The 21,270-nt window shown below is 46.3% G+C and carries 18 protein-coding genes; 7 read left to right on the forward strand and 11 right to left on the reverse strand.

All coding sequences use genetic code 11. The features are described 5' to 3' along the window. Nucleotides 1-150: 150 nt before the first annotated feature. The 3 genes from ACN6KS_RS28935 to ACN6KS_RS28945 all read left to right on the forward strand — a co-directional run bounded on the left by ACN6KS_RS28935 (nt 151) and on the right by ACN6KS_RS28945 (nt 2,681). On the forward strand, nt 151-813 hold the full coding sequence (locus ACN6KS_RS28935; RefSeq protein WP_094868339.1) for a futalosine hydrolase: 663 nt from the start codon (nt 151-153) through the stop codon (nt 811-813). Further along, entirely contained in the window at nt 813-1,664 is an 852-nt protein-coding gene (locus tag ACN6KS_RS28940; protein WP_094868340.1) for a 1,4-dihydroxy-6-naphthoate synthase, read from the forward strand. Before ACN6KS_RS28935 ends, ACN6KS_RS28940 begins: the two co-directional genes overlap by 1 nt. Before the next feature lie 195 nt (nt 1,665-1,859). Then, entirely contained in the window at nt 1,860-2,681 is an 822-nt protein-coding gene (locus ACN6KS_RS28945) for a class I SAM-dependent methyltransferase (RefSeq protein WP_440960991.1), read from the forward strand. Nucleotides 2,682-2,750: 69 nt separating this feature from the next. On the opposite strand, the gene ACN6KS_RS28950 is transcribed toward ACN6KS_RS28945, so the two are convergent. From ACN6KS_RS28950 to ACN6KS_RS28980, 7 genes are all read right to left on the reverse strand, one after another. Continuing rightward, a complete protein-coding gene (locus ACN6KS_RS28950) occupies nt 2,751-3,731 on the reverse strand; it encodes an alpha/beta hydrolase (protein WP_042192697.1) in 981 nt (326 codons plus the stop codon). A gap of 221 nt (nt 3,732-3,952) precedes the next feature. Further along, entirely contained in the window at nt 3,953-5,320 is a 1,368-nt protein-coding gene (locus ACN6KS_RS28955; RefSeq protein ID WP_094868342.1) for a sensor histidine kinase, read from the reverse strand. Beyond that, on the reverse strand, nt 5,317-5,991 hold the full coding sequence (locus tag ACN6KS_RS28960; protein ID WP_094868343.1) for a response regulator transcription factor: 675 nt from the start codon (nt 5,989-5,991) through the stop codon (nt 5,317-5,319). Before ACN6KS_RS28960 ends, ACN6KS_RS28955 begins: the two co-directional genes overlap by 4 nt. A gap of 297 nt (nt 5,992-6,288) precedes the next feature. Then, the gene (locus ACN6KS_RS28965; protein WP_094868344.1) at nt 6,289-7,362 is read right to left on the reverse strand and encodes an ABC transporter substrate-binding protein; all 1,074 of its coding nucleotides are present in this window, start codon (nt 7,360-7,362) and stop codon (nt 6,289-6,291) included. Further along, nucleotides 7,359-8,192 (reverse strand): ABC transporter permease, encoded by an 834-nt coding sequence (locus ACN6KS_RS28970; RefSeq protein ID WP_094868345.1) that lies wholly within the window; start codon nt 8,190-8,192, stop codon nt 7,359-7,361. The genes ACN6KS_RS28965 and ACN6KS_RS28970 overlap by 4 nt, the downstream gene beginning before the upstream one ends. Beyond that, nucleotides 8,182-8,994 (reverse strand): ABC transporter permease, encoded by an 813-nt coding sequence (locus ACN6KS_RS28975; protein WP_042192705.1) that lies wholly within the window; start codon nt 8,992-8,994, stop codon nt 8,182-8,184. The genes ACN6KS_RS28970 and ACN6KS_RS28975 overlap by 11 nt, the downstream gene beginning before the upstream one ends. Then, nucleotides 8,984-10,093 (reverse strand): ABC transporter ATP-binding protein, encoded by a 1,110-nt coding sequence (locus tag ACN6KS_RS28980; RefSeq protein WP_094868490.1) that lies wholly within the window; start codon nt 10,091-10,093, stop codon nt 8,984-8,986. The genes ACN6KS_RS28975 and ACN6KS_RS28980 overlap by 11 nt, the downstream gene beginning before the upstream one ends. Nucleotides 10,094-10,400: 307 nt before the next feature. Between ACN6KS_RS28980 and ACN6KS_RS28985 the strand changes: the two genes are divergently transcribed. Then, nucleotides 10,401-11,498: an FUSC family protein gene (locus ACN6KS_RS28985; RefSeq protein WP_440960992.1), complete on the forward strand. Its 1,098-nt coding sequence runs from the start codon at nt 10,401-10,403 to the stop codon at nt 11,496-11,498. An 86-nt stretch (nt 11,499-11,584) separates the two neighbouring features. On the opposite strand, the gene ACN6KS_RS28990 is transcribed toward ACN6KS_RS28985, so the two are convergent. Next, nucleotides 11,585-12,472 (reverse strand): DMT family transporter, encoded by an 888-nt coding sequence (locus ACN6KS_RS28990; protein ID WP_094868347.1) that lies wholly within the window; start codon nt 12,470-12,472, stop codon nt 11,585-11,587. A gap of 96 nt (nt 12,473-12,568) precedes the next feature. On the opposite strand from ACN6KS_RS28990, the gene ACN6KS_RS28995 reads away from it, so the two are divergent. From ACN6KS_RS28995 to ACN6KS_RS29005, 3 genes are read left to right on the forward strand one after another with little or no spacing between them, the layout of a single operon-like run. Continuing rightward, complete coding sequence (locus tag ACN6KS_RS28995; RefSeq protein WP_440960993.1) at nt 12,569-13,465, forward strand: LysR family transcriptional regulator; 897 nt, start codon at nt 12,569-12,571, stop codon at nt 13,463-13,465. Nucleotides 13,466-13,467: 2 nt separating this feature from the next. Then, nucleotides 13,468-14,442 (forward strand): aldo/keto reductase, encoded by a 975-nt coding sequence (locus tag ACN6KS_RS29000; RefSeq protein WP_094868349.1) that lies wholly within the window; start codon nt 13,468-13,470, stop codon nt 14,440-14,442. Nucleotides 14,443-14,474: 32 nt separating this feature from the next. Further along, complete coding sequence (locus tag ACN6KS_RS29005) at nt 14,475-15,866, forward strand: aldehyde dehydrogenase (RefSeq protein ID WP_440960994.1); 1,392 nt, start codon at nt 14,475-14,477, stop codon at nt 15,864-15,866. A gap of 60 nt (nt 15,867-15,926) precedes the next feature. Here ACN6KS_RS29005 and pgmB read toward each other — a convergent pair whose 3' ends face one another. Genes pgmB through ACN6KS_RS29020 form a run of 3 tightly spaced genes read right to left on the reverse strand, consistent with a single transcriptional unit; the run spans nt 15,927 to nt 21,177 of the window. Beyond that, on the reverse strand, nt 15,927-18,932 hold the full coding sequence (pgmB, locus tag ACN6KS_RS29010) for a beta-phosphoglucomutase (RefSeq protein ID WP_440960995.1): 3,006 nt from the start codon (nt 18,930-18,932) through the stop codon (nt 15,927-15,929). A gap of 35 nt (nt 18,933-18,967) precedes the next feature. Further along, nucleotides 18,968-20,059: a carbohydrate ABC transporter permease gene (locus ACN6KS_RS29015; RefSeq protein ID WP_094868352.1), complete on the reverse strand. Its 1,092-nt coding sequence runs from the start codon at nt 20,057-20,059 to the stop codon at nt 18,968-18,970. Continuing rightward, nucleotides 20,059-21,177, reverse strand: coding sequence for a carbohydrate ABC transporter permease (locus ACN6KS_RS29020; RefSeq protein ID WP_094868353.1), 1,119 nt, complete (start codon nt 21,175-21,177; stop codon nt 20,059-20,061). The genes ACN6KS_RS29015 and ACN6KS_RS29020 overlap by 1 nt, the downstream gene beginning before the upstream one ends. Nucleotides 21,178-21,270 lie beyond the last annotated feature (93 nt).

The raw sequence follows: 21,270 nt of genomic DNA on the forward strand, positions 1-21,270 counted from the left end.
CTTAACGAGCTATTAATGTTCTTTCTACGAATTTTTAAGAGCGTGATGAAAATCACTCTAAGTTTGACCTGACCCTTAAAACGGCGTATTCTTGTCTTTACGAATGACTATTTAGTAAGCGATTTCACTTCTCTCAAAGGAGGCAACCTGATGGTGGAGGAACATGCTGGTGCGCGGCGCGTGCTGATCGTAACAGCCGTAGCCGCAGAGCGAGACGCGGTCCTGCGCGGCCTGCAAGGCAGCGACAGGTTCCATGTGATTGCTGCCGGCGCAGGTACGGCAGCAGCGGCGGCGGGAACCGCCGCAGCACTCGCAGCCGGATCTTACGGCTGCGTAATTAGCGCCGGGATCGGCGGCGGGTTCCCGGGGGTGGCACCTTTAGGCTCGCTGGTCGTTGCCAGCGAGATGATAGCCGCCGACCTCGGGGCCGAGACGCCGGAGGGCTTCCGCAGCGCTGCCGAGCTTGGCTTCGGCAGCGTGTCCGTGCCGGCTGACCGCGGCACGGTACAGGCGGTTTCGGCCGCGCTGGCAGCGGCCGGACTGACCGTAAGCACGGGGACCGTGCTTACGGTCTCGACGGCGACCGGCACCGCGGAGACGGCCGCCGCCCTCATCGCGCGGCATCCTGGTGCCGTCGCGGAGGCGATGGAAGGCCACGGGGTTGCCGTGGCCGCTGAGGCGCTGGGGCTCCCGGTACTGGAGCTCCGCGCCATTTCGAACCCGGTCGGTCCCCGCGACCGGTCCGCCTGGAAGATCGGCGATGCAATGGAAGCATTAACGGCGGCAGCCGCTATACTATTGGAGGTGCTGTAATGACAACTGAGCTTAATATCGCTTTTTCCCCTTGCCCTAACGATACCTTTGTATTCCATGCCTGGGCACACGGGCTTGTCCCGAATGCACCACAACTGAATGTAACCTATGCCGACATTGATATTACCAACACACTTGCTGCTAATGGAGAAGGCCCTGAAGTCCTTAAAATCTCCTATGCCGCCTTACCATGGGTTCTTGAGCGTTACAAACTGCTGCCATGCGGCGGCGCACTGGGTCGCGGCTGCGGGCCGTTGCTTCTTACCGCAAGTGGCCCAACAGCGATCAAACGTCCCGAAAAGCTAGCTGGACGCCGGATTGCAGTGCCTAGCGAACGCTCTACGGCTTATCTACTTTTCAGATTATGGGCAGCACAGCATATAACGGGAGGCATCGGTGAAATCGTCGTCATGCCTTTCGATGAGATCATGCCTGCTGTACGTGATGGCCATATCGATGCCGGACTTGTAATTCACGAAGCCCGCTTTACTTACGCATCTTATGGTCTTAATATGCTGACTGACCTAGGCAGCTGGTGGGAAAGCGATACTGGCCTGCCGATTCCACTCGGCGCGATCATTGCTCGCCGCGATCTGGATACCGATGCAATCACTGGCTCGATTCGCAGCTCTCTTCAATATGCATGGGATCATCCTACTGACTCTAGAGACTATGTGCTTAGCCACGCACAAGAGTTAGCTCCAGAAGTGGCAAAATCTCATATTGATCTCTATGTGAATGAGTTCTCGATGAACTTAGGCGATGACGGCTACGCTGCAATCTCTGCCTTACTAAATCGTGCTGCAGCAGAAGGACTTGTACCTGCCATCGACCCAGAATTACTTCGGTAGCATGCACTAGGTATTCTTAACACACTCTAAAACTAGACATAGCCTAAAATCCCCGGTTACACACATAAGGTGTCCTCCGGGGATTTTGTTTATTCTAAGCAGCAGTTGTTGCGATTGCCTTCAATCCATTATTTGGAATAGCGGAGCGATGGCTATACAATAGACCTATAAATAGATTCTATGAAGGAGGATCACATGATACCTGAAAACAATAGCAAGCAAAACATCGATCGATTTCTCGGCTTTCAAGCGGACTATGACCGCTACCGTCCTGAAGCTCCTCCCCTGATCATCAAGCTGCTGACCGACTACTTAGGCAGCACACCTTCAGTCGTCACAGATATAGGCTGCGGCACGGGCTTGTCTACTTTTCTGTGGAAGGATGTCGCGGACCACGTAATAGGCATTGAACCGAATCCAGATATGCTGGGAAAAGCAATCGATAAATTAAGCCGGATAGAAGATCCTCAATCCATCACTTTTGTACAAGGTTATTCTAACCAGCTTCCACTTGCAGTGGACAGCGTAGACATAGTGACCTGCTCACAGTCATTCCACTGGATGGATCCTGAAAGCACACTTCGAGAAATCTCCCGGGTCTTGAGAACAGGTGGTGTCTTCGCTGCCTACGATTGCGACTGGCCTCTCCCCCTTCAACAGAAGGTAGAAGAACGTTACAACCAACTGATCTCCAAATCCGAGGAACTGCTCGCCTCACTCTTACCTGATGCTGAGAGAGCACATAAATGGGACAAAGAAGGGCATTTGTCACGGATTCAGGCTAGTGGAGCTTTCTCTTTTGCAAGGGAGATCGTATTTCATAATCTTGAATCCTGCGATGCGCAGCGCTATGTAGGACTCGCTCTAAGTCAAGGCGGAATACGAACCGTGTTGAAACAGGACGCTACCTTGCTCGATCAGGACATTGCAGACTTCACAGCTGCGGTTGAACAACATTTTCAAGGACGCACCCTAGAGGTTCTGGTCAGCTATCGGATGAGAATCGGCATCAAATAATCTCAGCACTTAAGCGCAAAGAATGCCCCGATTTTCCTTATAGGAGGAAAGTCGGAGCGTTTTTTTATTTTATTTGACTTCTTCCATGAACAAATTTAGGTTCTCAACGATTTCCTTAGATCTGGAATGGTGTAAATAATGTCCGCCCTCAAATGTCATCACTTTTCCATGCACAGATTCCTTAACTTGCCCTTCATGCAGAGGAATCCAATCTTTCACGGTTGTATTATTCGCTTGTATAAAGAATATAATGGGAAGATTCTTGTCGAATTTCAACCCTCTGGCTGCGACAAAGTTAGGATATATATGTTCCATTTCATTTAAGGTAGTGGAATTATTCATATTTTTGAGCGATATCAATTTCATTTGTTTTTTGGTCTCATCATCAAATGGCAGTCCATCATAAGGGTCACCGCTTAATTGCAATCCCAATCTAATGATACCTGAGTCTTTGAGCAGCTTTAATTTTTTTATCGGGAATTTAACATCCATACCGCCTTGCTCAGGAACACTACTATCAACCCCTACAAATGCACTCACTTCGTTTGGATATTTCTTCGCATATTCCAATCCGTAAATACCTCCAATGGAGTGACCCATTAGAATATATTGGTCAATGTTTAGATTCTGTACGGCTTCATGAACCTCACTTATGATATTCGCTGTAGTTCGTTCCTTATCGGTCTCATCACTTAATCCATAACCAAACGGCTCAACCGCGACCACTTTGTAAAATGGTGATAACTCATCAATCAACGGCTTAAAATCAAGTGCTGGCGCTCCAGTTCCAAAGCCCGGGATAAGTACAATAGTCTGCTTCCCTTGTCCTTGGATCAAAACATTCATACTTTTTCCGTCAACAGGAACTAACTGACCATATTGATGTATTTTTTTCTGATCAGATTTGTTGCTAATCACATTAACTGTATAAACAACAGCTAGAAAAAGCACGATCAAAATCACTATTGCTCCTAATATTTTTAGCAACAAGTTACGTACTTTATGCTTTTTCTTTTCATTCCCCGTTTTTATTACCTCTGTTTGTGTCACCCTCATCTTCTCCTGTCCTATTCTATTTATTATGTCGCCTTAACGTTTCGCTAATGAGATCTTAACCAACAATGATGTACTCCTCATGACCACAATATGAACTAAATATGAATAGGCAAAAAAATACTACGGCAGCGCAAGCAAGAAATCTTACCTGTGCTACCGTAGTATGAACAATGAGGCGGGCGTTCAACCCCTCGCAAAATATCCTTGAACGCTAATTATTCTGTGGGCGCTATAATTGGTAAGGTGACGATGAAGGTCGTTCCTTGGCCAGGTTCGCTTTCCACTCGGATATCCCCTTTATGAAGCGATACGATCTGTTTAACAATGGCTAGTCCCATCCCGCTACCACCATACTTGCGACTGTGGGAACGATCAGCCTTAAAGAAGCGTTCAAATATACGCTCTTGGTCCTCGGGAGAAATACCAATGCCAGTGTCGGATATTCGGACGGATACATTGTTCAAATCTTGTTTGATGCTGACGTTAATCACACTGTCATCCTTGGAGAATTTGATACTATTTCCAAGGAGATTCGTCCACACCTGACTTAACAAATCATGGTCAGCCCATACGACTACTGGTTTCAAATCAAGCTCAAAACTGATGTTGCGCGCCGACCATTGGGGCTGTATCGCCACAATTACTCGTCTGATCTGTTCGTCAAGACTGAACGTGATAAGTCGCAGTTGTTGGGATTGTGATTCAAGCACACTCAGCTTTAACAGACTATCGCTCATCTTGGACATCCGCTCCGCTTCAGCAATAATAATATCGAGATAACGATTCCGTTCATCCTCTGTGAGGGCAACTTTCTTGAGCGCAATAGCATAACCAGATATGGAGGTGAGCGGAGACTGAACCTCATGTGACACATTCGTTACGAACTCCCTGCGCATTTGCTCAAGGTGCTGAAGATCGTGCATCATTTCCTCGAAGCTATTAGCCAAGGTACCTAGCTCACCCATCTGCTTAATATTCAATTCGACATTAAAATCCCCAGTTGCTATACGCCTAGTTGCCTTTGTAAGCCTTTTGATCGGTCTCACTAAGAACATAGAAGCGACCAAAATTAATACGCTTCCCGTTATTAACGAATACGCCAAAAAATTAAATAGCAGATTCCTCGTAGAAGACAAAGTAGGAGGCACAAGCGGCTCCACAAACATCGCCTTCGTTCCCATTTCAGTTTTCAAAGGTAGTCCTAAGAGGTTGGAAGAACCTATACTCGGTTTTACTTGAACAGCTTCACCAGCCAATACTTTCTTTAGTTGCTCCCTAGTCACGGTAGCAGGGCTCTCTCCATTAAGCTCTCCGTAGGACCGGTAATGGCCGTTCTTATCGTAAATTCGAATATGATAGGAATCCAGCTGCTTCATTCCACTAACAAGAGCATCCGCTTCATGTAACGGTAAGGTTTCGTATATCCGGGCGATGTCCTGACCAAAGCGAAGTAAAGGAATTCGCAGGTTTTCGTTTAATTTATCTTGGAATACCCAAGTTGTCACAAATAGAGAAATCAATGTTCCTCCAATCACGGAGACCAGAAAGGTCAGAACAACACGTGTATATAAGGATTTGATCATTCGTAGACCTCAAACCGATAGCCAAGCCCCCGTACCGTTTCGATTCGAAAATCAGTTGCAGACGCAAATCGTTCACGTAGACGCTTAATATGTACGTCTATCGTTCGATCATCTCCAGCATAATCAATTCCCCAAATCTGATCGATTAACTGCTCGCGCGTATAGACTTGCCCGGGTGTTCCAGCTAGCTTGTACAGCAATTCGAACTCCTTAAGCGGCAACGTGAATGACTCTGTTCCTCTCATCACCTTATAGGTTTGCCGATCAAGGACGACGTTGCCGAACTGGATCGTCTGGGTGGAACCAATCTTGTATCGCTTCAATAAGGATCTAACACGAACCGTCAACTCCAGCGGATCGAATGGCTTCGTCAAATAATCGTCTGTTCCCAGTTCGAAGCCCTTCACCTTCTCCCAGGTTTCACCTCTGGCAGTTAGCATAAGTAAGGGAAGATCTGGATTGGCTTTTCGTAGCTCTTTGCATAACGTCCACCCATCCATAACCGGCATCATGATATCGAGTACAACAAGATCAACCTGCTTTGAGGCATAAACGGCTAACGCTTCTTTGCCGTCTGCAGCTTCGGCTGTATCAAATCCGTCGTTACGTAGAAATAAACAGACGAGTTCGCGAATGTTCGCGTCGTCGTCAGCAACTAGTATAGTAGGCATTGCGTCCCTCTTTTCAGATATTAAAAGAGCGTCTAACACGGTAATCCGTATGTAGACGCTCTTCTACTTACTTTCCTCCCCTATATAGGCTGAACAACGAACATAACAAAAAGCGATTAGGAATGGAGGGGAATATTGGAACTGTAGGAGCGTTAGCGACAGCCTTTGTTTGCGGATTTCCACCGCGAAGAGCGATACCAATCAAGAAATCTGCAAACAACAGCTGCCGGAAGTCCAATGATTCTCCGCAGAGACTACTCAGCTTTAAGTTTTTAACATTAGTTCAGTCTAGATAGCTTACTTCTTATTCATCTTAAACTTCAGGAAAAGCTCATTGTAATGAGCAAGCATCCGTTTCCCAAGGTTATCATACACCTCAAGCCGATCCGTAATCTCGGCAGGCGGGTAGAACCGGGTATCCTCGGAGGTTTCCTTCGGAAGCAGCTCCAGCGCAGGAATGTTAGGTGTGGAATAACCTACGTATTCTGCATTCTTAGCTGCTACATCTGGGCGAAGCATGAAGTTAATGAACTTATGTGCTCCATCCACATTATCCGCTGTTTTTGGAATGACCATGTTATCGAACCACTTGTTCGAGCCTTCCTCAGGCACTACATAATCAAGCTTATCATTCTCGTCCATGATCTCTGAAGCATCGCCGGACCATACAATTCCGACAGCAGCCTCTTCATTGGCAAGCAGCATCTTGATCTCATCTCCGACAATCGCCTTAACGTTAGGAGATAGCTTATTCAGCTTGGTCAGCGCTTCTTGCAGGTGAGCTTCATCCCGGTCATTAACGGAATAGTGTAGGCTGTTCAAAGCCATACCCATTACTTCGCGTGCTCCATCCACCAAGAAAATGTTGTTCTTCAGCCTGCTGTCCCAGAGGGAATCCCAGCTGGTGAAGTCCATCCCCTTGGTCATTTCAGGGTTGAAGATAATCCCGACAGTTCCCCAGAAGTAAGGCACGGAATATTTGTTACCAGGATCGAAGGAAAGATCCATAAACCGCGGATCAATATTCTTTAGATTCGGAACCTTGCTATGATCCAGCGGTATTAGCAAATTTTCTTCTTTCATCTTGGCGATGGCGTAATCCGAAGGAATGACGACATCAAAAGTAGTTCCACCCTGCTCCACTTTTGTTAGCATGGCTTCATTAGAGTCAAAGGTTTGATAAATGACCGTTAATCCGGTCTCCTTTTCAAATTCCTTGAGCAGATCAGGATCGACATAGTCGCCCCAGTTATAGATAGTCAGTGTATTCCCTCCGGAATAGCCCTCTCTTGAGTTCATCCAGGAGCCTAAGTACATTAGCGCAAATGCCGTGATTACAATCGCCAAAAAAGCATTAATCAACTGTTTCATCTAGGCACCCCCGCTTCCGCTACAGGCTCCGCCACGGCCTCCGAGGTATTGGATCGGTTCTTCTTAAGAGTCAGGAAGTAATAACCGACAACGAGCAATATCGTGAACAGGAAGATCAGTGTCGACAACGCATTAATGGATAGTGACACCCCTTGCCGGGCTCTGGAATAAATCTCAACTGATAGCGTCGAATAACCATTACCCGTTACGAAGAACGTAACTGCAAAGTCATCCAGTGAATACGTAAGTGCCATGAAAAATCCACTAAAGATCCCCGGTTTGATAATCGGCAGAATAACCTTAGTCAGAACATCCTTGCGGCTTGCGCCGAGGTCACGTGCGGCATCCGTTAGTGAAGGACTCATATCCTGTAAATGCGGCAGAATCATCAACACGGCAATCGGTACACTGAACGCGACATGCGAAAGCAGGACGGACACGAAACCAAGCTTGATGCCTGCAATGGTGAACAGGATCAGGAACGATGCACCGATAATGACATCCGGACTAACGATCAATACGTTGTTCAAAGATAACAAGGTATTTTTAGCACGGCGGTTTTGTACACTCTTAATGGCCAGTGCACCAATAATAGCGATAAGCGTGGCGATAGCCGAGGACAGAAGCGCGATGACAAGCGTGTTGATCATGATGATAATCAGACGTGTATCCTGAAGGACCTCACGGTAGTAATCCAGTGTAAAGCCCTCGAACTTGTGCATCGTCCCCCCACTGTTGAACGAATAGTACATCAAATAGAAGATTGGCGCATACAGAACAGCGAACACTAGCACTAGGTACAGATTGGAGAACCCGTTTTTATTTCTCATTCCGCACCCCTTTCCGCGATCCGCCGGTAATAATCATGAACAGCGCCATAATAGCAATCAGAAACACTGCAACCGTGGAGCCCATGCCCCAGTCCTGTGTGACCAGAAAATGCTGTTCAATGGCAGTACCGAGCGTAATGACCCTGTTGCCCGCTATCAGACGAGTAATCATAAACAGGGACAGCGCTGGTATGAATACCGCCATACATCCGGAACGCACACCCGAAATGGTCAATGGAAAAATAACGCGCCGGAACGTCGTCCAGCCCGAAGCACCCAGATCACGTGCCGCATCCAGCAAGGATAAATTAAGATCCTCCAAAGCGCTGTAAATCGGCAAGATCATGAATGGGATAAAGATATACACAGAGACAAATACAAAGCTGAAGCCCGTAAACAAAATTTGTTGTTCTCCGATTCCAAGCAGATCAAAGAAATTGTTGATCGGTCCGAACGTACCAAATATGCCGATAAAGGCGTAAGTTTTCAGCAGCAAATTAATCCAGGTCGGTAAAATAATCAGCAATAGCCATAGCTGCTTATGCTTCGTTCTCGTCAACAGATATGCTGCCGGGTAGGCGACCAGCAAAGAGAATGCTGTAATCAAAAACGCATACCAGAATGAGGTCAGCGTCATTTTTAAGTACACAGGTGTAAAGAAGTTCACGTAGTTATCTAGCGTAAGATGCCCATCCAGATCAAATAGAGAATAATAGATGACAAGCAGCACGGGTGCGATTACAAACAAGGCGATCCAGAGGTAATAAGGGATGAGATAATACGATCTGCCCTTATTCTTCATGACTCTCCACCTCGGCGTAAGCTTCCAGACGTTTGTCGAACTCTTCCTCCGTTTCACCAAAACGCATAACATGAATCGCTTCCGGATCAAAATAAAGGCCAATTTCACTGCCTACAGTCGCTTTACGTGTAGAATGCACAAGCCATTCATGTCCGGATTCATCATAACAACTGATTTCATAATGGACACCCCGGAACAACTGGGAATCCACTCGCACACGTAGCTTACCCTGTTCCAATGTTGAAATTTCCAAATCCTCGGGGCGTATAACAATCTCCACAGATTCGTTTGGTTTAAGGCCGGCATCAAAACATTCAAAGCGGCGCCCGTTAAACTCCACCAGATAGTCTTCAATCATTACACCCGGAACAATGTTGGACTCGCCAATAAAATCAGCCACGAAACGGTTAATTGGCTCATCATAGATATCGTTAGGCGTGCCGCTTTGTTCGATTTTTCCTTTGTTCATGACAAAAATCCAGTCGGACATCGCGAGTGCCTCTTCCTGGTCATGTGTAACAAAAATAAAGGTAATGCCAAGCCGTTGCTGCATTTCTCGCAGTATGTACTGCATCTCTGTTCGCAGCTTCAGATCGAGCGCAGATAGCGGCTCGTCCAGCAAAAGAACCTGCGGCTCGTTCACAATCGCACGAGCAATGGCCACGCGCTGCCGTTGACCACCGGACATTTCGTTAATAGCACGCTGCTCGTAGCCCACAAGGTTAACGAAACTTAGCGCTTCCTGCACCTTCTTCGTGATGACGTCTTTCTTAAGCTTCTTAATGCGCAGTCCGAAAGCCACATTCTCGAATACGTTCAGGTGTGGAAACAGTGCGTAATCCTGAAAGACCGTATTGACCTGCCGCTCATTGGCTGGAATGTGGTTGATCACTTTACCGTTTAAATAGATAGACCCGCTTGTTGGCTCTGCGAACCCAGCGATCAATCGTAGAATAGTCGTTTTACCACAGCCTGATGGACCAAGTAGTGTATAGAATTTGCCGCGCTCTATCTCAAAGCTTACTCCTTTTAACACCGGATCTTCGTCGTCATATTGCTTGGTAACCTCTTCAAATGAAATAATGGTGCCTTCCTGAATAGCTATAGCTAACAACCTCCCTGCCTAAAGTATCACAATACTATTTTACCCGCATCTCGCGGAGAACAATCGAATGGGCATGCTCAGCGCTAATAAGCGACAATTCCTCCTCTCATTCGACACTCCAATAGATATAGCATATTAGATTGTACCATTATATGCGATAGCTTACATGGATAAGGAATGCGTAAACTTAACAACTTTGTAAAATATCCAGTCCTCCAAGCCTTTTTCAAGGTGTTATAATGAAAACGAACTGAAAGATCAGACAGTTTTTTCATTTTTTTCCGAAAGAAGATGAATGATAATGAACGAGGGGTTACAAGACCGCCTTGAAAAATATGGTTTCTCACTTTACATGATACGAATTACGCTGGCTGCTTCACTCTCATGGGTGGCCGTACACAGCATATATGGTAGCCAATATTTATACTTTGCACCCCTTGCGGCTATCCTCATCACCCAAGCCAGTGTTAAAGCATCGCTAGAAAAAGGAATCTACCGCCTGATCGGCATTATTCTTGGCGGGATCGTTAGCCTAATTGTTGGCCAGTTTTTTGATGTAGGCGGGCTTTCTATCCTGCTCATTCTACTCATCGGGATTGGCATCGCTACGGCCTGTAAGATGAACATTCAAGCTGTTTCACAGGTGGGTGTTACTTCCGTTCTAGCACTTACTTTTTATCAGAATGACTACGTGCTTTGGAGAATAGGGGAAACATTTATCGGCGTGCTAATCGCCCTGGCCATCAATATGATTATCGTGCCGCCGAACAGGTTCGTCAAGGTAAAAGCATTGGCATTCGAAGGAAGTCTTCTACTTGCGGATGCATTAAAAGATCTCGTAGGCGTAAGACGCGATTCTCCGAAAGACAATTTGCTGGAGGAAGCAGGTAAACTCCTGTCGAATAGCAGCCGGGAACAGAAGGAAATGTTCTATACCCTCACACATTATCAGTGCCAGGGTGAACTGAAGGGGCTCATACAGGCTACCTCACACCTAAAAAGCATTCATTCCTACGTCAAAGACATTGCCGACGATATTCGTCTTCTGCCAGCGCATCATGCCTCTTCGGACTGGATGAAGGATGTGCTGGAGTCAACCGCAGATTGTATTGCTCTTTATGGAACCAGAACCTTATCAGACGCCGAATGCCAACGTTCTCTTGCCGATTGTATAGAGCGTGCCCGTGACCTGCAATTGGCCAGTTTCTCTGAACTACAAGGGAATTGTTCGCTATCAAGCATTCGTGATCTTGGTGCGGTCTTCAGTCACTTAAACCGGGTGTTGGAGGAAGTAGAGCGTGCTAAATCTGCTACTTATGCTGTAGCCACTCGGCCCTCAACAGCTGAAGCCGCACGCGCTTTACGTTTTATTAAAAAGGGACTCTCCCAGAAGCTATAAGCTCCAGGAGTGTCCCTTTTGTTATTGCTCTATTAGACATAATGCCCTCTTACGTTCCTGATTACTACAACCATTGCACAAGTTAACTAAACCGACTGCTTCGCGGCACGCCCTATCCTCACATTCACCAGAACAATGCTGCTAACAATAAGGAGTAGACCAATCACAAGATTTAAAGTAATCTGCTCATTTAAAAAGACTACGCTAGTACCTATCGAGATCAGTGGAATTAAAAAAGTAAATGATCCGACCTTCCCTGCCTCTCCCTCGTTAATCAGCTTGAAATAAATCAGCCAGCCTAGCGCAATCACAAAAATAGCGATAAATAAGGTATCCACGATAAACGTTCCACTCCAGGTGATATCCGACCACTTCTCCGTAGCAGATCCCGAGAGTAGCAAAATGATACCACCGATCGTTATTTGCATAGCGGTCATCCATAGCATATCCACGCGCACAGCATTTCGTTTCATATACACCGTTCCTAATGCCCAGCTCAAAGCACTGGCTAAAGCAAGCACAATTCCCCCTATAGAGATGCTTCCGTTAAGTCCTCCAATACTGAGGGAGCCTACTCCGATGAACCCTAGCAACAGACCGGCCATTTTGAGCCCGTACATGCTCTCTCCTAACCACAGCCATGAAAAAATGCCCAGCAAGACCGGCTGCAGAAATACAATGGACGAGAATAATCCTGCGGGTACATACTGCAACCCAATCGTCTGAAATCCATAGTAAAACACGATACTTAATATAGCCGAGGTCAGATAGATCGGCCATAGCTGCTTGAAGCGGAGCTCCTTCATCTTAGGAAGTGCAATTAGAATAAGAATGAATCCGCCGATGACGGTTCGGATACCTGCAAATAATAAGGGCGGAGCGTAGTCTAAGGCGATTTTCGATATAGGCCAATTTATGCCCCATACCATCACCAAAAATATAAGAAGGATGATGCTTTTCTTCTGCTGATTCATGTATTCACTCCTTGGTGTAGATTCATCACAAATGATACAATAATTAAGAATATAAATGAAATGAATAATACTCATAAGGGGCATATCATATTTGTTATGAACAATACTCAAATTCGTTTGTTCGTCAAAATCGCGGAAAGCGGTAGTTTTACCAAAGCTGGTGTAGAACTGAATATGACTCAGCCTGCTGTCAGTCGAGCAATTTCCTCTTTAGAAGCTGAACTGGATGTAAAGCTATTACTTCGGGATCGGCGGAGCGGCCTAATGCTTACTGACATTGGCAAGCGCATCCTTGTTATCTTTCGTGAAATTCTAATGGGCTTCGATAAGGTCAATCAGGAGATTTACGCAGAGAGGGGACTTGAGAAAGGAAGCATTCGGATTGGGGCTTTTCCTGTAGCATCTGCCTATTTTTTGCCGAAGATTATTAGCTCTATCACTGCACGATATCCGAATATCACGATCAGCCTGCAGGAAGGCTCTATCGCCGAAGTTAGAGAATGGCTGGAATCCAAAGAAATTGATGTTGGCTTATTGCTCGCTCCCAGCGAGGCCTTTGAAACCATCCCACTATATAGAGAAAAGCTGTACGCTGTTATCAGAGATGATCATCCTTTGCACGAGCGTTCGGTTATAGGTGTGAGTGAATTAGCGAGTGAGCCTATGCTGATCTGTAAAGCAGGCTATGAACCACCGGTAGTAGATTTATTCCGCAGAAGCAGCAGCTATCTGAATGTAAAATATGTGGTTAATAACTATGCAACAGCTCTTAATATGGTTCAAGAGGGGCTGGCTGTGGGTGTGATGTCTGAGTTATCATTGTTATCTTTACCTCCAAATGTAGTAACCCGCGAACTGCAGCCTGACGCCTACAGAGATATACATATCGCAGTTAGTTCGCTTGCCGATACTTCCATTGCTGTGAAGATGTTCGTGGAGACAGCTCTGGATCTTTTTACTAAGCCTAAAAAAATAGATGATGAGGAGTGCTGAGAATGAACTTTAAAAGACTTGGTAATAGCGGATTACAAGTATCCGCATTGGGACTGGGTACAAACGCTTTTGGTAAAAGGGCGGATCAAGAAACCTCCATTCAAATTGTACATGCTGCGCTGGATCATGGCATTAACTTTATCGATACCGCTAATATTTACGCCGGCTCCGAATCTGAGCGGATCATCGGTTTGGCCTTGGAGAGTAGAAGACATGAGGCTGTTCTCGCCACTAAAGCAGGCTTAGTTAAGAATGACGGACCTAACGGAAGCGGCTCCTCGAGGCGCCATTTGATGCAGGAGCTAGAAGATAGTCTTCGCCGCCTAAAAACGGACTATGTCGATCTATACCAGATCCACACCTTCGATCCCAATACGCCACTTGAAGAGACGTTACGGACCTTGGACGATATGGTATCTTCGGGCAAAGTACGCTATATCGGGGCTTCCAACTATACAGCATGGCAATTAATGAAGGCGATTGGAATTAGTGAGGCACGGAGCTTCGCCAAATATATTTCAATTCAGTGCAGCTATTCCTTAGCGGATCGGACCCCGGAGAATGAGCTTCTCTCCCTTTGTCTTGATCAAGGTGTAGGGATTATTCCTTATTTTCCTCTGGCGGGCGGAATTCTCACAGGCAAATATAATTCAAGCGGTTCTGCACCTTCAGGGTCCAGAGCAGATACCGATCCTAATTTCAAAAGATTCCTGAATCATGAACGGATCGAACTGGGGAACAAAGTGGGGCAGATCGCTGAAGAGCTGGGAACCTCTTCTACTGCACTTTCCTTAGCTTGGCTCATGAATCGTCCTGCCGTCTCGACAGTTATTGTTGGGGCTACCCGCGTAGAGCAGCTGGAGCAGAATTTGCATAGTACCTCCATTCAGCTTAATGAGGAAACTACGAGCAAGCTGGATGAGGCAAGTGATTCCTTCCGCTTTGGCGAACCTTTCGCCTTTTATCGGCTCCCATAATTTGAACTATTACAATGAAGGAGGGGAGTATTATGACATCACATACAACAGCAAGCATTCAAGTGATGCTTGAAGAACATAAGGATTTTTTTAATCGTGGTGTAACTAAAGAGATTGCTTTTAGACTTAGTCAGTTACAAAAACTTAAAGACAGTATTAAACGATATGAGAGTCGAATTATCACTGCCTTACAACAGGACTTAGGAAAAAGTGAGTTTGAGGCTTATGCCACAGAAATTGGCTTCACCTTGGACAGCCTAGGTTACATGATGAAGCATCTCAGACGTTGGGCGAAGCCCGTAAAGGTTAGATCACCACTGCATTTATTTCCTGCGAAGAGTTATATCTTAAGTGAACCTTACGGTACCGCGCTCATTATAGGACCTTTTAATTATCCATTTCAGCTGCTGATCGAACCGCTTATAGGCGCCATTGCCGCTGGAAACTGCGCTGTCCTCAAGCCATCAGAGAGCACACCATCTATCACGGCTGTTATAGAGCAGCTCATTCAGGAGACCTTCGAACCCCAGTATATTCGCGTAGTTCAGGGGGAGAAAGAGACCACCAATCTGCTGATCCATGCCAAGTTTGATTATATTTTCTTCACGGGCAGTGTTCCGGTCGGCAAAATCGTGATGGAAGCCGCTGCGAAGAATCTAGTGCCTGTAACCTTGGAGCTTGGCGGGAAAAGTCCGGTCATTGTCGACACATCCGCCAATCTTGATGTTGCAGCGAAGCGAATCGTATGGGGAAAATTATTAAATGCCGGTCAAACCTGTATTGCCCCCGATTATTTGCTCGTTCATAAGGACATTGCTAATGAATTGATCACCAAAATCAAACATCAAATTACTGAATTCTATGGTCAGAATGCGTTGCCGAATACAGATTATGGCCGGATCGTAAATGAGCGCCAGCTGCAAAGACTCACCAGTCTCATTGAACGGGATCAGAAAAAGGTGATTATGGGCGGAACCGTCATTTCAGAAGAACGTTATATTGAACCTACACTAATCTATCCTGCGGCTTGGACTGACGCTTCTATGGAAGATGAGATCTTCGGTCCGATCCTGCCCATATTGGAATATCATCAATTGGATGAAGCTATCCGGAGTATTAACGAGCATCCAAAACCGCTTGCACTTTATCTGTTCACAGCCGATAAAAATGTTGAACAAGAGGTGCTTTCCCGAGTCTCATTCGGAGGAGGCTGCATCAATGATACGATCTCGCATGTGGCGAACGCTAGCTTGCCGTTTGGTGGGGTAGGGAACTCTGGAATCGGCGGTTATCACGGGAAGCACAGCTTTGAAGTCTTTTCCCACCGTAAAAGCATCGTCAAGAGAGGCACACGAATCGATCTCGGAATTGTGTACCCACCCTATGGGAATAAGATCAAGCTAGTCCGGAAAGTATTGAAATAAACAAAGCAGTAAACCTCCCATGACTGGGAGGTTTACTGCTTTTCAGGGAACGACTTTTCACTATTTGTACAGCTGTACCAATTCCTCTACATGTAACTCCGCGGTAGAAGGAAACCATAGCTCAGCAATCTCTTTCAAGGATGGACTTCCGGCTCCAACGGACCTCATACCAGCGGCTTTGATGGCGGCTATCCCCTCCGCTGTATCTTCGATAGCTACGCAGCAGTCAGGTGATATGCCCAGCATCTCGGTGACTTGTAAATAAATTTCCGGATCCGGCTTGCCCATACGGATGTTTTTAGGGTCAGCAATCGCCTGAAACAAGTGTCCGATCTCCAAGCGTTCAAGAATCATCATCGCATTCTCATTGATTGAAGCCAGCCCGACAGCGATTCGCTTATCTTTCAAATCAGTTAGCAGATGATGGATACCGGGGTGCAAATCATCTGCTGTCATTTGTTGAATCAGCTGCTTATACATTTCGTTCTTTTTGTTGCATAGCATTCCTTTTACCGGTTGGGGTAAATTCAGGCCGCTTCCCTCCAGTAGGATCTCTAAACATTCCATTCGACTATGGCCCTTCAGACGTACATGCTTCTCTCTATCAAAAGAAATCGCCAGCTCATCGGCTAAGGCTTTCCAGGCCAGATAATGATACTCACTAGAATCGGTAATAATCCCGTCCAGCTCGAAAATAACAGCTTCAAGCTGCTTCACATTTGAAAGGGACACCGGCTTCTTTACAGTTAACTGCACCAGGCTCCCTTTATGTAGAATTTCAACCACTTCACCTGTCAGTAGTGTATAGATCACTACCTTACTATCAACATAAATATCCAATAAATGCCCACCGCTTGTTATTTTAAACCGATAGCTGTCCCATTGTGCTGGCAAGGCAGGATTAAAGGATAGCATACCGCCACATAAGCGCATCCCACCAAATCCATTTACAATCGACAGCCAAGATCCTGCCATAGCAGCAGTATGCAGTCCGTCCTTCACATTGCGGTTGATATCATCTAAGTCCATCCGTACTGTGCGGTCAAAGTAGGCGTATGCCCCCGTTAAATCACCAATCTCAGCAGAAATAATACTGTGAATGCACGGTGACAAAGAAGAATCATGTGTCGTTAGCGGCTCATAGTAATTGTAATTCCGGATCTTATCCGCCAAGCTGAACTGATCACCTAACAGAAACATGGCCATTACCAGATCTGCCTGTTTGAGCACCTGATGGCGGTAAATCACCAGCGGATGGTAATGAAGCAGAAGTGGGTATTTATCCGCTGGCGTATGTTCAAAGTCCCACTTCTTCTTAGTCAGAAACGTATCATCCTGAGCATAGATGCCAAGCTCCTCATCAAAAGAGATATACATTTTTTCTGCGGCGACCAGCCAATCACCAGGCTCTTCCTCAGTCAGACCAATCTTGCGCTTCAGTCGTTCAAAAGGCTCCGGATACTGCTTTCCTAACAGTCTGGCTATCTCATATGCGTAATAGAGTTGATCCCGTACCATAAGATTAGTGTATGCATTATTGTTAACGATAGCTGTATACTCATCGGGACCCGTCACCGCGTCAATACAGAACGCACCCTCCCTGGCCGGATTAAAATGACCCAGATCCACCCAAAAGCGGGAGGTCTCAAATATCATTTCCGCCCCCTCCAGGACAAGAAACTCATAATCGCCAGTTGCCCGCACATACTGTTTAATGGCATAGGCTATATCCGCGTTAATATGCATTTGTGCCGTTCCTGCCGGAAAATAGGAGGAGTTTTCAGCCCCATCTATGGTGCGCCAAGGATATAGTGCTCCCTTCTGAGACATCACTGCTGCCCGTTCCCGTGCCTTATCTAACGTAGCATAACGAAACTCGAGTAGCTTCCGGCTAATCTCCGGCTGTGTAAATGTAAAAAAGGGTATCATATACATCTCGGTATCCCAGAAATAGTGACCTTCGTATCCTTCACCTGTCAGGCCCTTAGCCCCAATATTCGTAACCCCGTCACGTCCTACGGATTGCAGCAATTGAAAAGCATTAAAACGGATACCCTGTTGAAGCGCAAGATCGCCCTGAATCTCCACATCGGTATGTGCCCAGAAATGATCCAGAAAAGCCCGTTGTTCATGAACAAGCGCTTCAAATCCACAATTCTCTGCCAATCGTTGTACTTCTAAGCACCTGCTCAACAGCTCGTCTTCTATATAATCCTTAGAAGTGTGATACGAAATGTACTTGGTCAGGGAGATCCTTTCCCCCATCACCACTGGTACAACCCATTGCATGGATAATCGCTGATCTTCTAGCTGCATGAGCCTTTCATATCCAGAGCTACAATTCAGACTGTGACTTATCCCTGTTAAAAGAGCAAACCCGGTATGCCGCGTCCTCTGCTTCATCCACAAAAAGGACTGCTCGAGCTCATGACCGGTTTCGACTAGCAGCAAATTGGGTTCCTTACTCCCTGATCCCAGCCGGGGGTCATCCGTGACCTCCGGTCTTTGGATCTCACCATCGATCGATGAATTAAACGTTAGGGTTCCCTCAAAATTCAATGCCTTAACCTCGTAATCTATGGCCGCTAAATGTTTATGCTGCATGGCCACCATCCGACGAATGTTCAGCTGTACCCTGTGTCCGGCAGGAGATTCCCATTCTACCTGCCGATGCAAGATCCCATTTCGCATATCCAGCTTCCGTTCATAACGGTGCACTTGCCCACTGTTCAACTGAAAGGTATGACCCTCAATGCTGAGCTCAATAATCTTGGCGTCCGTTACGTTCAGCATGGCTTGGTTGCGGGAAGGATACCCATAAGCTCCCTCTGGATAAACAATAGGCTCAGAATCAAAAAATCCATTCAAATAGTTCCCTGTTACAGATGAGCCCGAGTGGCCATGGTAACCTTCCTCGAAATTACCGCGCATGCCAATGTATCCATTACCAAGAGCAAATACACTTTCGCTTCTCTGATTGTTCTCTTCATCATAAGTCTCCTCATCAAGACTCCACTCCCGGTAAGGATACACCGCAGCCGGATGTACGTATGGTTTCATCTTCATCTCTCTATGCTCCTCCTGACACAGTTTTGTTCAAATCAACCTTTTATTGATCCACCCATAAGCCCTCTGACGAAATACTTTTGCAGCAGGAAAAAAATCGCGAGCGGCATCAGCATGGAGATAAATGCAGCCGAGGTGAGTAAATGCCAGTCGTTGCCTCGTGAACCTACTAGGTCGGCGATCTTCATCGACATGACCTGCACTGACGGTTGATTGCCGATAAAAATCAGCGAGACTAAATAGTCATTCCACACCCATAGGAATTGAAAGATTCCGATAGAAGCCAGTGCGGGCACAGATAACGGCAGAATCAGCCTACTGAAAATAGTGAAATGGCTCGCCCCATCCATAAAAGCCGACTCAAACAAATCCTTAGGAAGCTGACTGATAAAGTTATACATAAAGTAGGTAACTAGCGGTAATCCAAAGGCCGTATGCGCCAGCCAAATGCCCAAGTAGCTTCCGTTCAGTCCAAGAGCCGTATAATCTTTGAGTACTGGAATAAGTGCAACTTGTATCGGAATAACGAGCATAGCAATAATGATGACAAAAAGTGTGCGGCGCCCAGGAAAACGTAGCCAAGCAAAAGCATAGGCGGCAAAAGAAGCGATCAACACCGGAATTACCGTCGCCGGAACAGCAATCGTCAGTGTATTCCAGAAGGCCTGCGACAATCCGGTACCCTTTTGCACCGTTTCACTGCCATCAGCTTGCTTGAGCTTGTATTCCTTGCCCGAAAGCACGTTATTATAGTTATCCAATGTAAGATCCGGTGTCATTTTCCAGCCTTGTTCTTGTTGATTTATGGTACGCGCTCTACGGTTCTCCCACATCAAACGACTGCCATCGGCCTTCACACCCGCCTTCAGCTGCTCATCGGTATAAGTTTTACCGTTCACCTCGATCGGCTCCCGCAAATCCACATCCTTCGATAGCTGAAGGGTCTCTCCAGCCTTCCACTCCTGATGGGGAAAAGCTTTCCACCATCCAGTCTGCAGAATATCGGCAGCGGGACGGAAGGAGGAAATGAAGAGCCCAAGGGTCGGAAGCAACCAAATGAAACAAATCACACCCAGCACGATATTAACAATCGTCTTGCTGCCTTTTCTCTTCTTTTTCCCGGCCATTAAAATCCCCCTTGCTTACGGAACTGACGTAGATTAATTATGATCACAGGCAACACCGCGATCAGCAGAACAATAGCCAGCGTGGAGCCATAACCGAAATTCCGGTACATAAAGAACTGGCGGTAAAACTGTGTAGCCACTACCTCTGTATCGTATTGACCCCCAGTCATCACCATGACGACGTCAAATATTTTCAACGTAAAGACGATAATGGTTGTTGTCACAGTCAGAATGGTTGCTGAAATGTAGGGAATCATGATTCCAAAGAAAATCTTCACCTCATTTGCACCATCCACTCGCGCAGCTTCCAATATGTCATCAGGAACTCCCTTAATAGCTGCTGAGAATATCACCATCGCAAATCCAGTCTGCATCCAGATCAGAATGATGATGAGGAAAAAGTTATTCCACGGCTGAAGCATACTCGTCCACGCCTGTGGTTCTCCCCCGAAATAAGTAACGATGGCGTTCAAAAGTCCAATTTGTTCATCGCCGGGTTGATAGTAATATACAAACTTCCAAATAACGCCTGCAGCTACAAAAGAAATAGCCATCGGCATAAAGATGATCGATTTGGCTAGCTTCTCATAGCTGCTTCTGTCGGCAAGAATTGCGATCAAGAGCCCAAAAGCTACACATGCCAATGTACCAACGAATACCCAAAGTAAGTTGTTACGCAGTGCCGTTGCCATTAGATGGTCGCTAAAGATCGCTGCATAGTTGCTGAGACCCACAAATTTCTCTGAAGAAGCATTAAAAAAGCTTAAATACAGCGTCCGCAGCGCAGGCAGCACCAGTAGCCACCCCAATATAATCACTGCCGGACCAATAAAAATATAAGGCAATACCTTCCTGCGTACGTAATCAGGATATTGCTCGACTGCCCAGGTAAGTGTGTAATAGATCAGATAAACACCCAGAACCCCCCATAGAACAGCCAGAACCGCCGTTAGTAGCGGATTTAGCGTCGAATCCCGAAAGAATAAAAAGATCGAGCCATTAACAACAACATTGGCTATTAATACTAAAAGAGACAGCAATACCGCTCTAAGACTTACCGTCTGCTTGGCTTTTAATTGTGGCTTCAATTGTGGTTGTAGTTGTGATTGTCCACCCATATTAGCTCCAGCTCCTCCTATACTCGCGCTTTGGAAAACAAAAAGAGGGGCAGAGAACCTTCAAATCCCGCTGCCCCTCTTTTAACTGTGTGC

The sequence above is a fragment of the Paenibacillus nitricinens genome, assembly GCF_052056485.1.
GTDB lineage: Bacteria > Bacillota > Bacilli > Paenibacillales > Paenibacillaceae > Paenibacillus_AQ > Paenibacillus_AQ nitricinens.

Bases quoted from the DNA above. Each gene is read 5' to 3' on its own strand.
- ACN6KS_RS28970 (WP_094868345.1), bottom strand. From the start codon at position 8,192: ATGAGAAATAAAAACGGGTTCTCCAATCTGTACCTAGTGCTAGTGTTC.
- ACN6KS_RS28965 (WP_094868344.1), bottom strand. From the start codon at position 7,362: ATGAAACAGTTGATTAATGCTTTTTTGGCGATTGTAATCACGGCATTT.
- ACN6KS_RS28955 (WP_094868342.1), bottom strand. From the start codon at position 5,320: ATGATCAAATCCTTATATACACGTGTTGTTCTGACCTTTCTGGTCTCC.
- ACN6KS_RS29000 (WP_094868349.1), top strand. From the start codon at position 13,468: ATGAACTTTAAAAGACTTGGTAATAGCGGATTACAAGTATCCGCATTG.
- pgmB (WP_440960995.1), bottom strand. From the start codon at position 18,932: ATGAAGATGAAACCATACGTACATCCGGCTGCGGTGTATCCTTACCGG.
- ACN6KS_RS28960 (WP_094868343.1), bottom strand. From the start codon at position 5,991: ATGCCTACTATACTAGTTGCTGACGACGACGCGAACATTCGCGAACTC.
- ACN6KS_RS29020 (WP_094868353.1), bottom strand. From the start codon at position 21,177: ATGGGTGGACAATCACAACTACAACCACAATTGAAGCCACAATTAAAA.
- ACN6KS_RS28975 (WP_042192705.1), bottom strand. From the start codon at position 8,994: ATGAAGAATAAGGGCAGATCGTATTATCTCATCCCTTATTACCTCTGG.
- ACN6KS_RS28935 (WP_094868339.1), top strand. From the start codon at position 151: ATGGTGGAGGAACATGCTGGTGCGCGGCGCGTGCTGATCGTAACAGCC.
- ACN6KS_RS28945 (WP_440960991.1), top strand. From the start codon at position 1,860: ATGATACCTGAAAACAATAGCAAGCAAAACATCGATCGATTTCTCGGC.
- ACN6KS_RS28985 (WP_440960992.1), top strand. From the start codon at position 10,401: ATGAACGAGGGGTTACAAGACCGCCTTGAAAAATATGGTTTCTCACTT.
- ACN6KS_RS28940 (WP_094868340.1), top strand. From the start codon at position 813: ATGACAACTGAGCTTAATATCGCTTTTTCCCCTTGCCCTAACGATACC.
- ACN6KS_RS29015 (WP_094868352.1), bottom strand. From the start codon at position 20,059: ATGGCCGGGAAAAAGAAGAGAAAAGGCAGCAAGACGATTGTTAATATC.
- ACN6KS_RS28995 (WP_440960993.1), top strand. From the start codon at position 12,569: ATGAACAATACTCAAATTCGTTTGTTCGTCAAAATCGCGGAAAGCGGT.
- ACN6KS_RS28990 (WP_094868347.1), bottom strand. From the start codon at position 12,472: ATGAATCAGCAGAAGAAAAGCATCATCCTTCTTATATTTTTGGTGATG.
- ACN6KS_RS29005 (WP_440960994.1), top strand. From the start codon at position 14,475: ATGACATCACATACAACAGCAAGCATTCAAGTGATGCTTGAAGAACAT.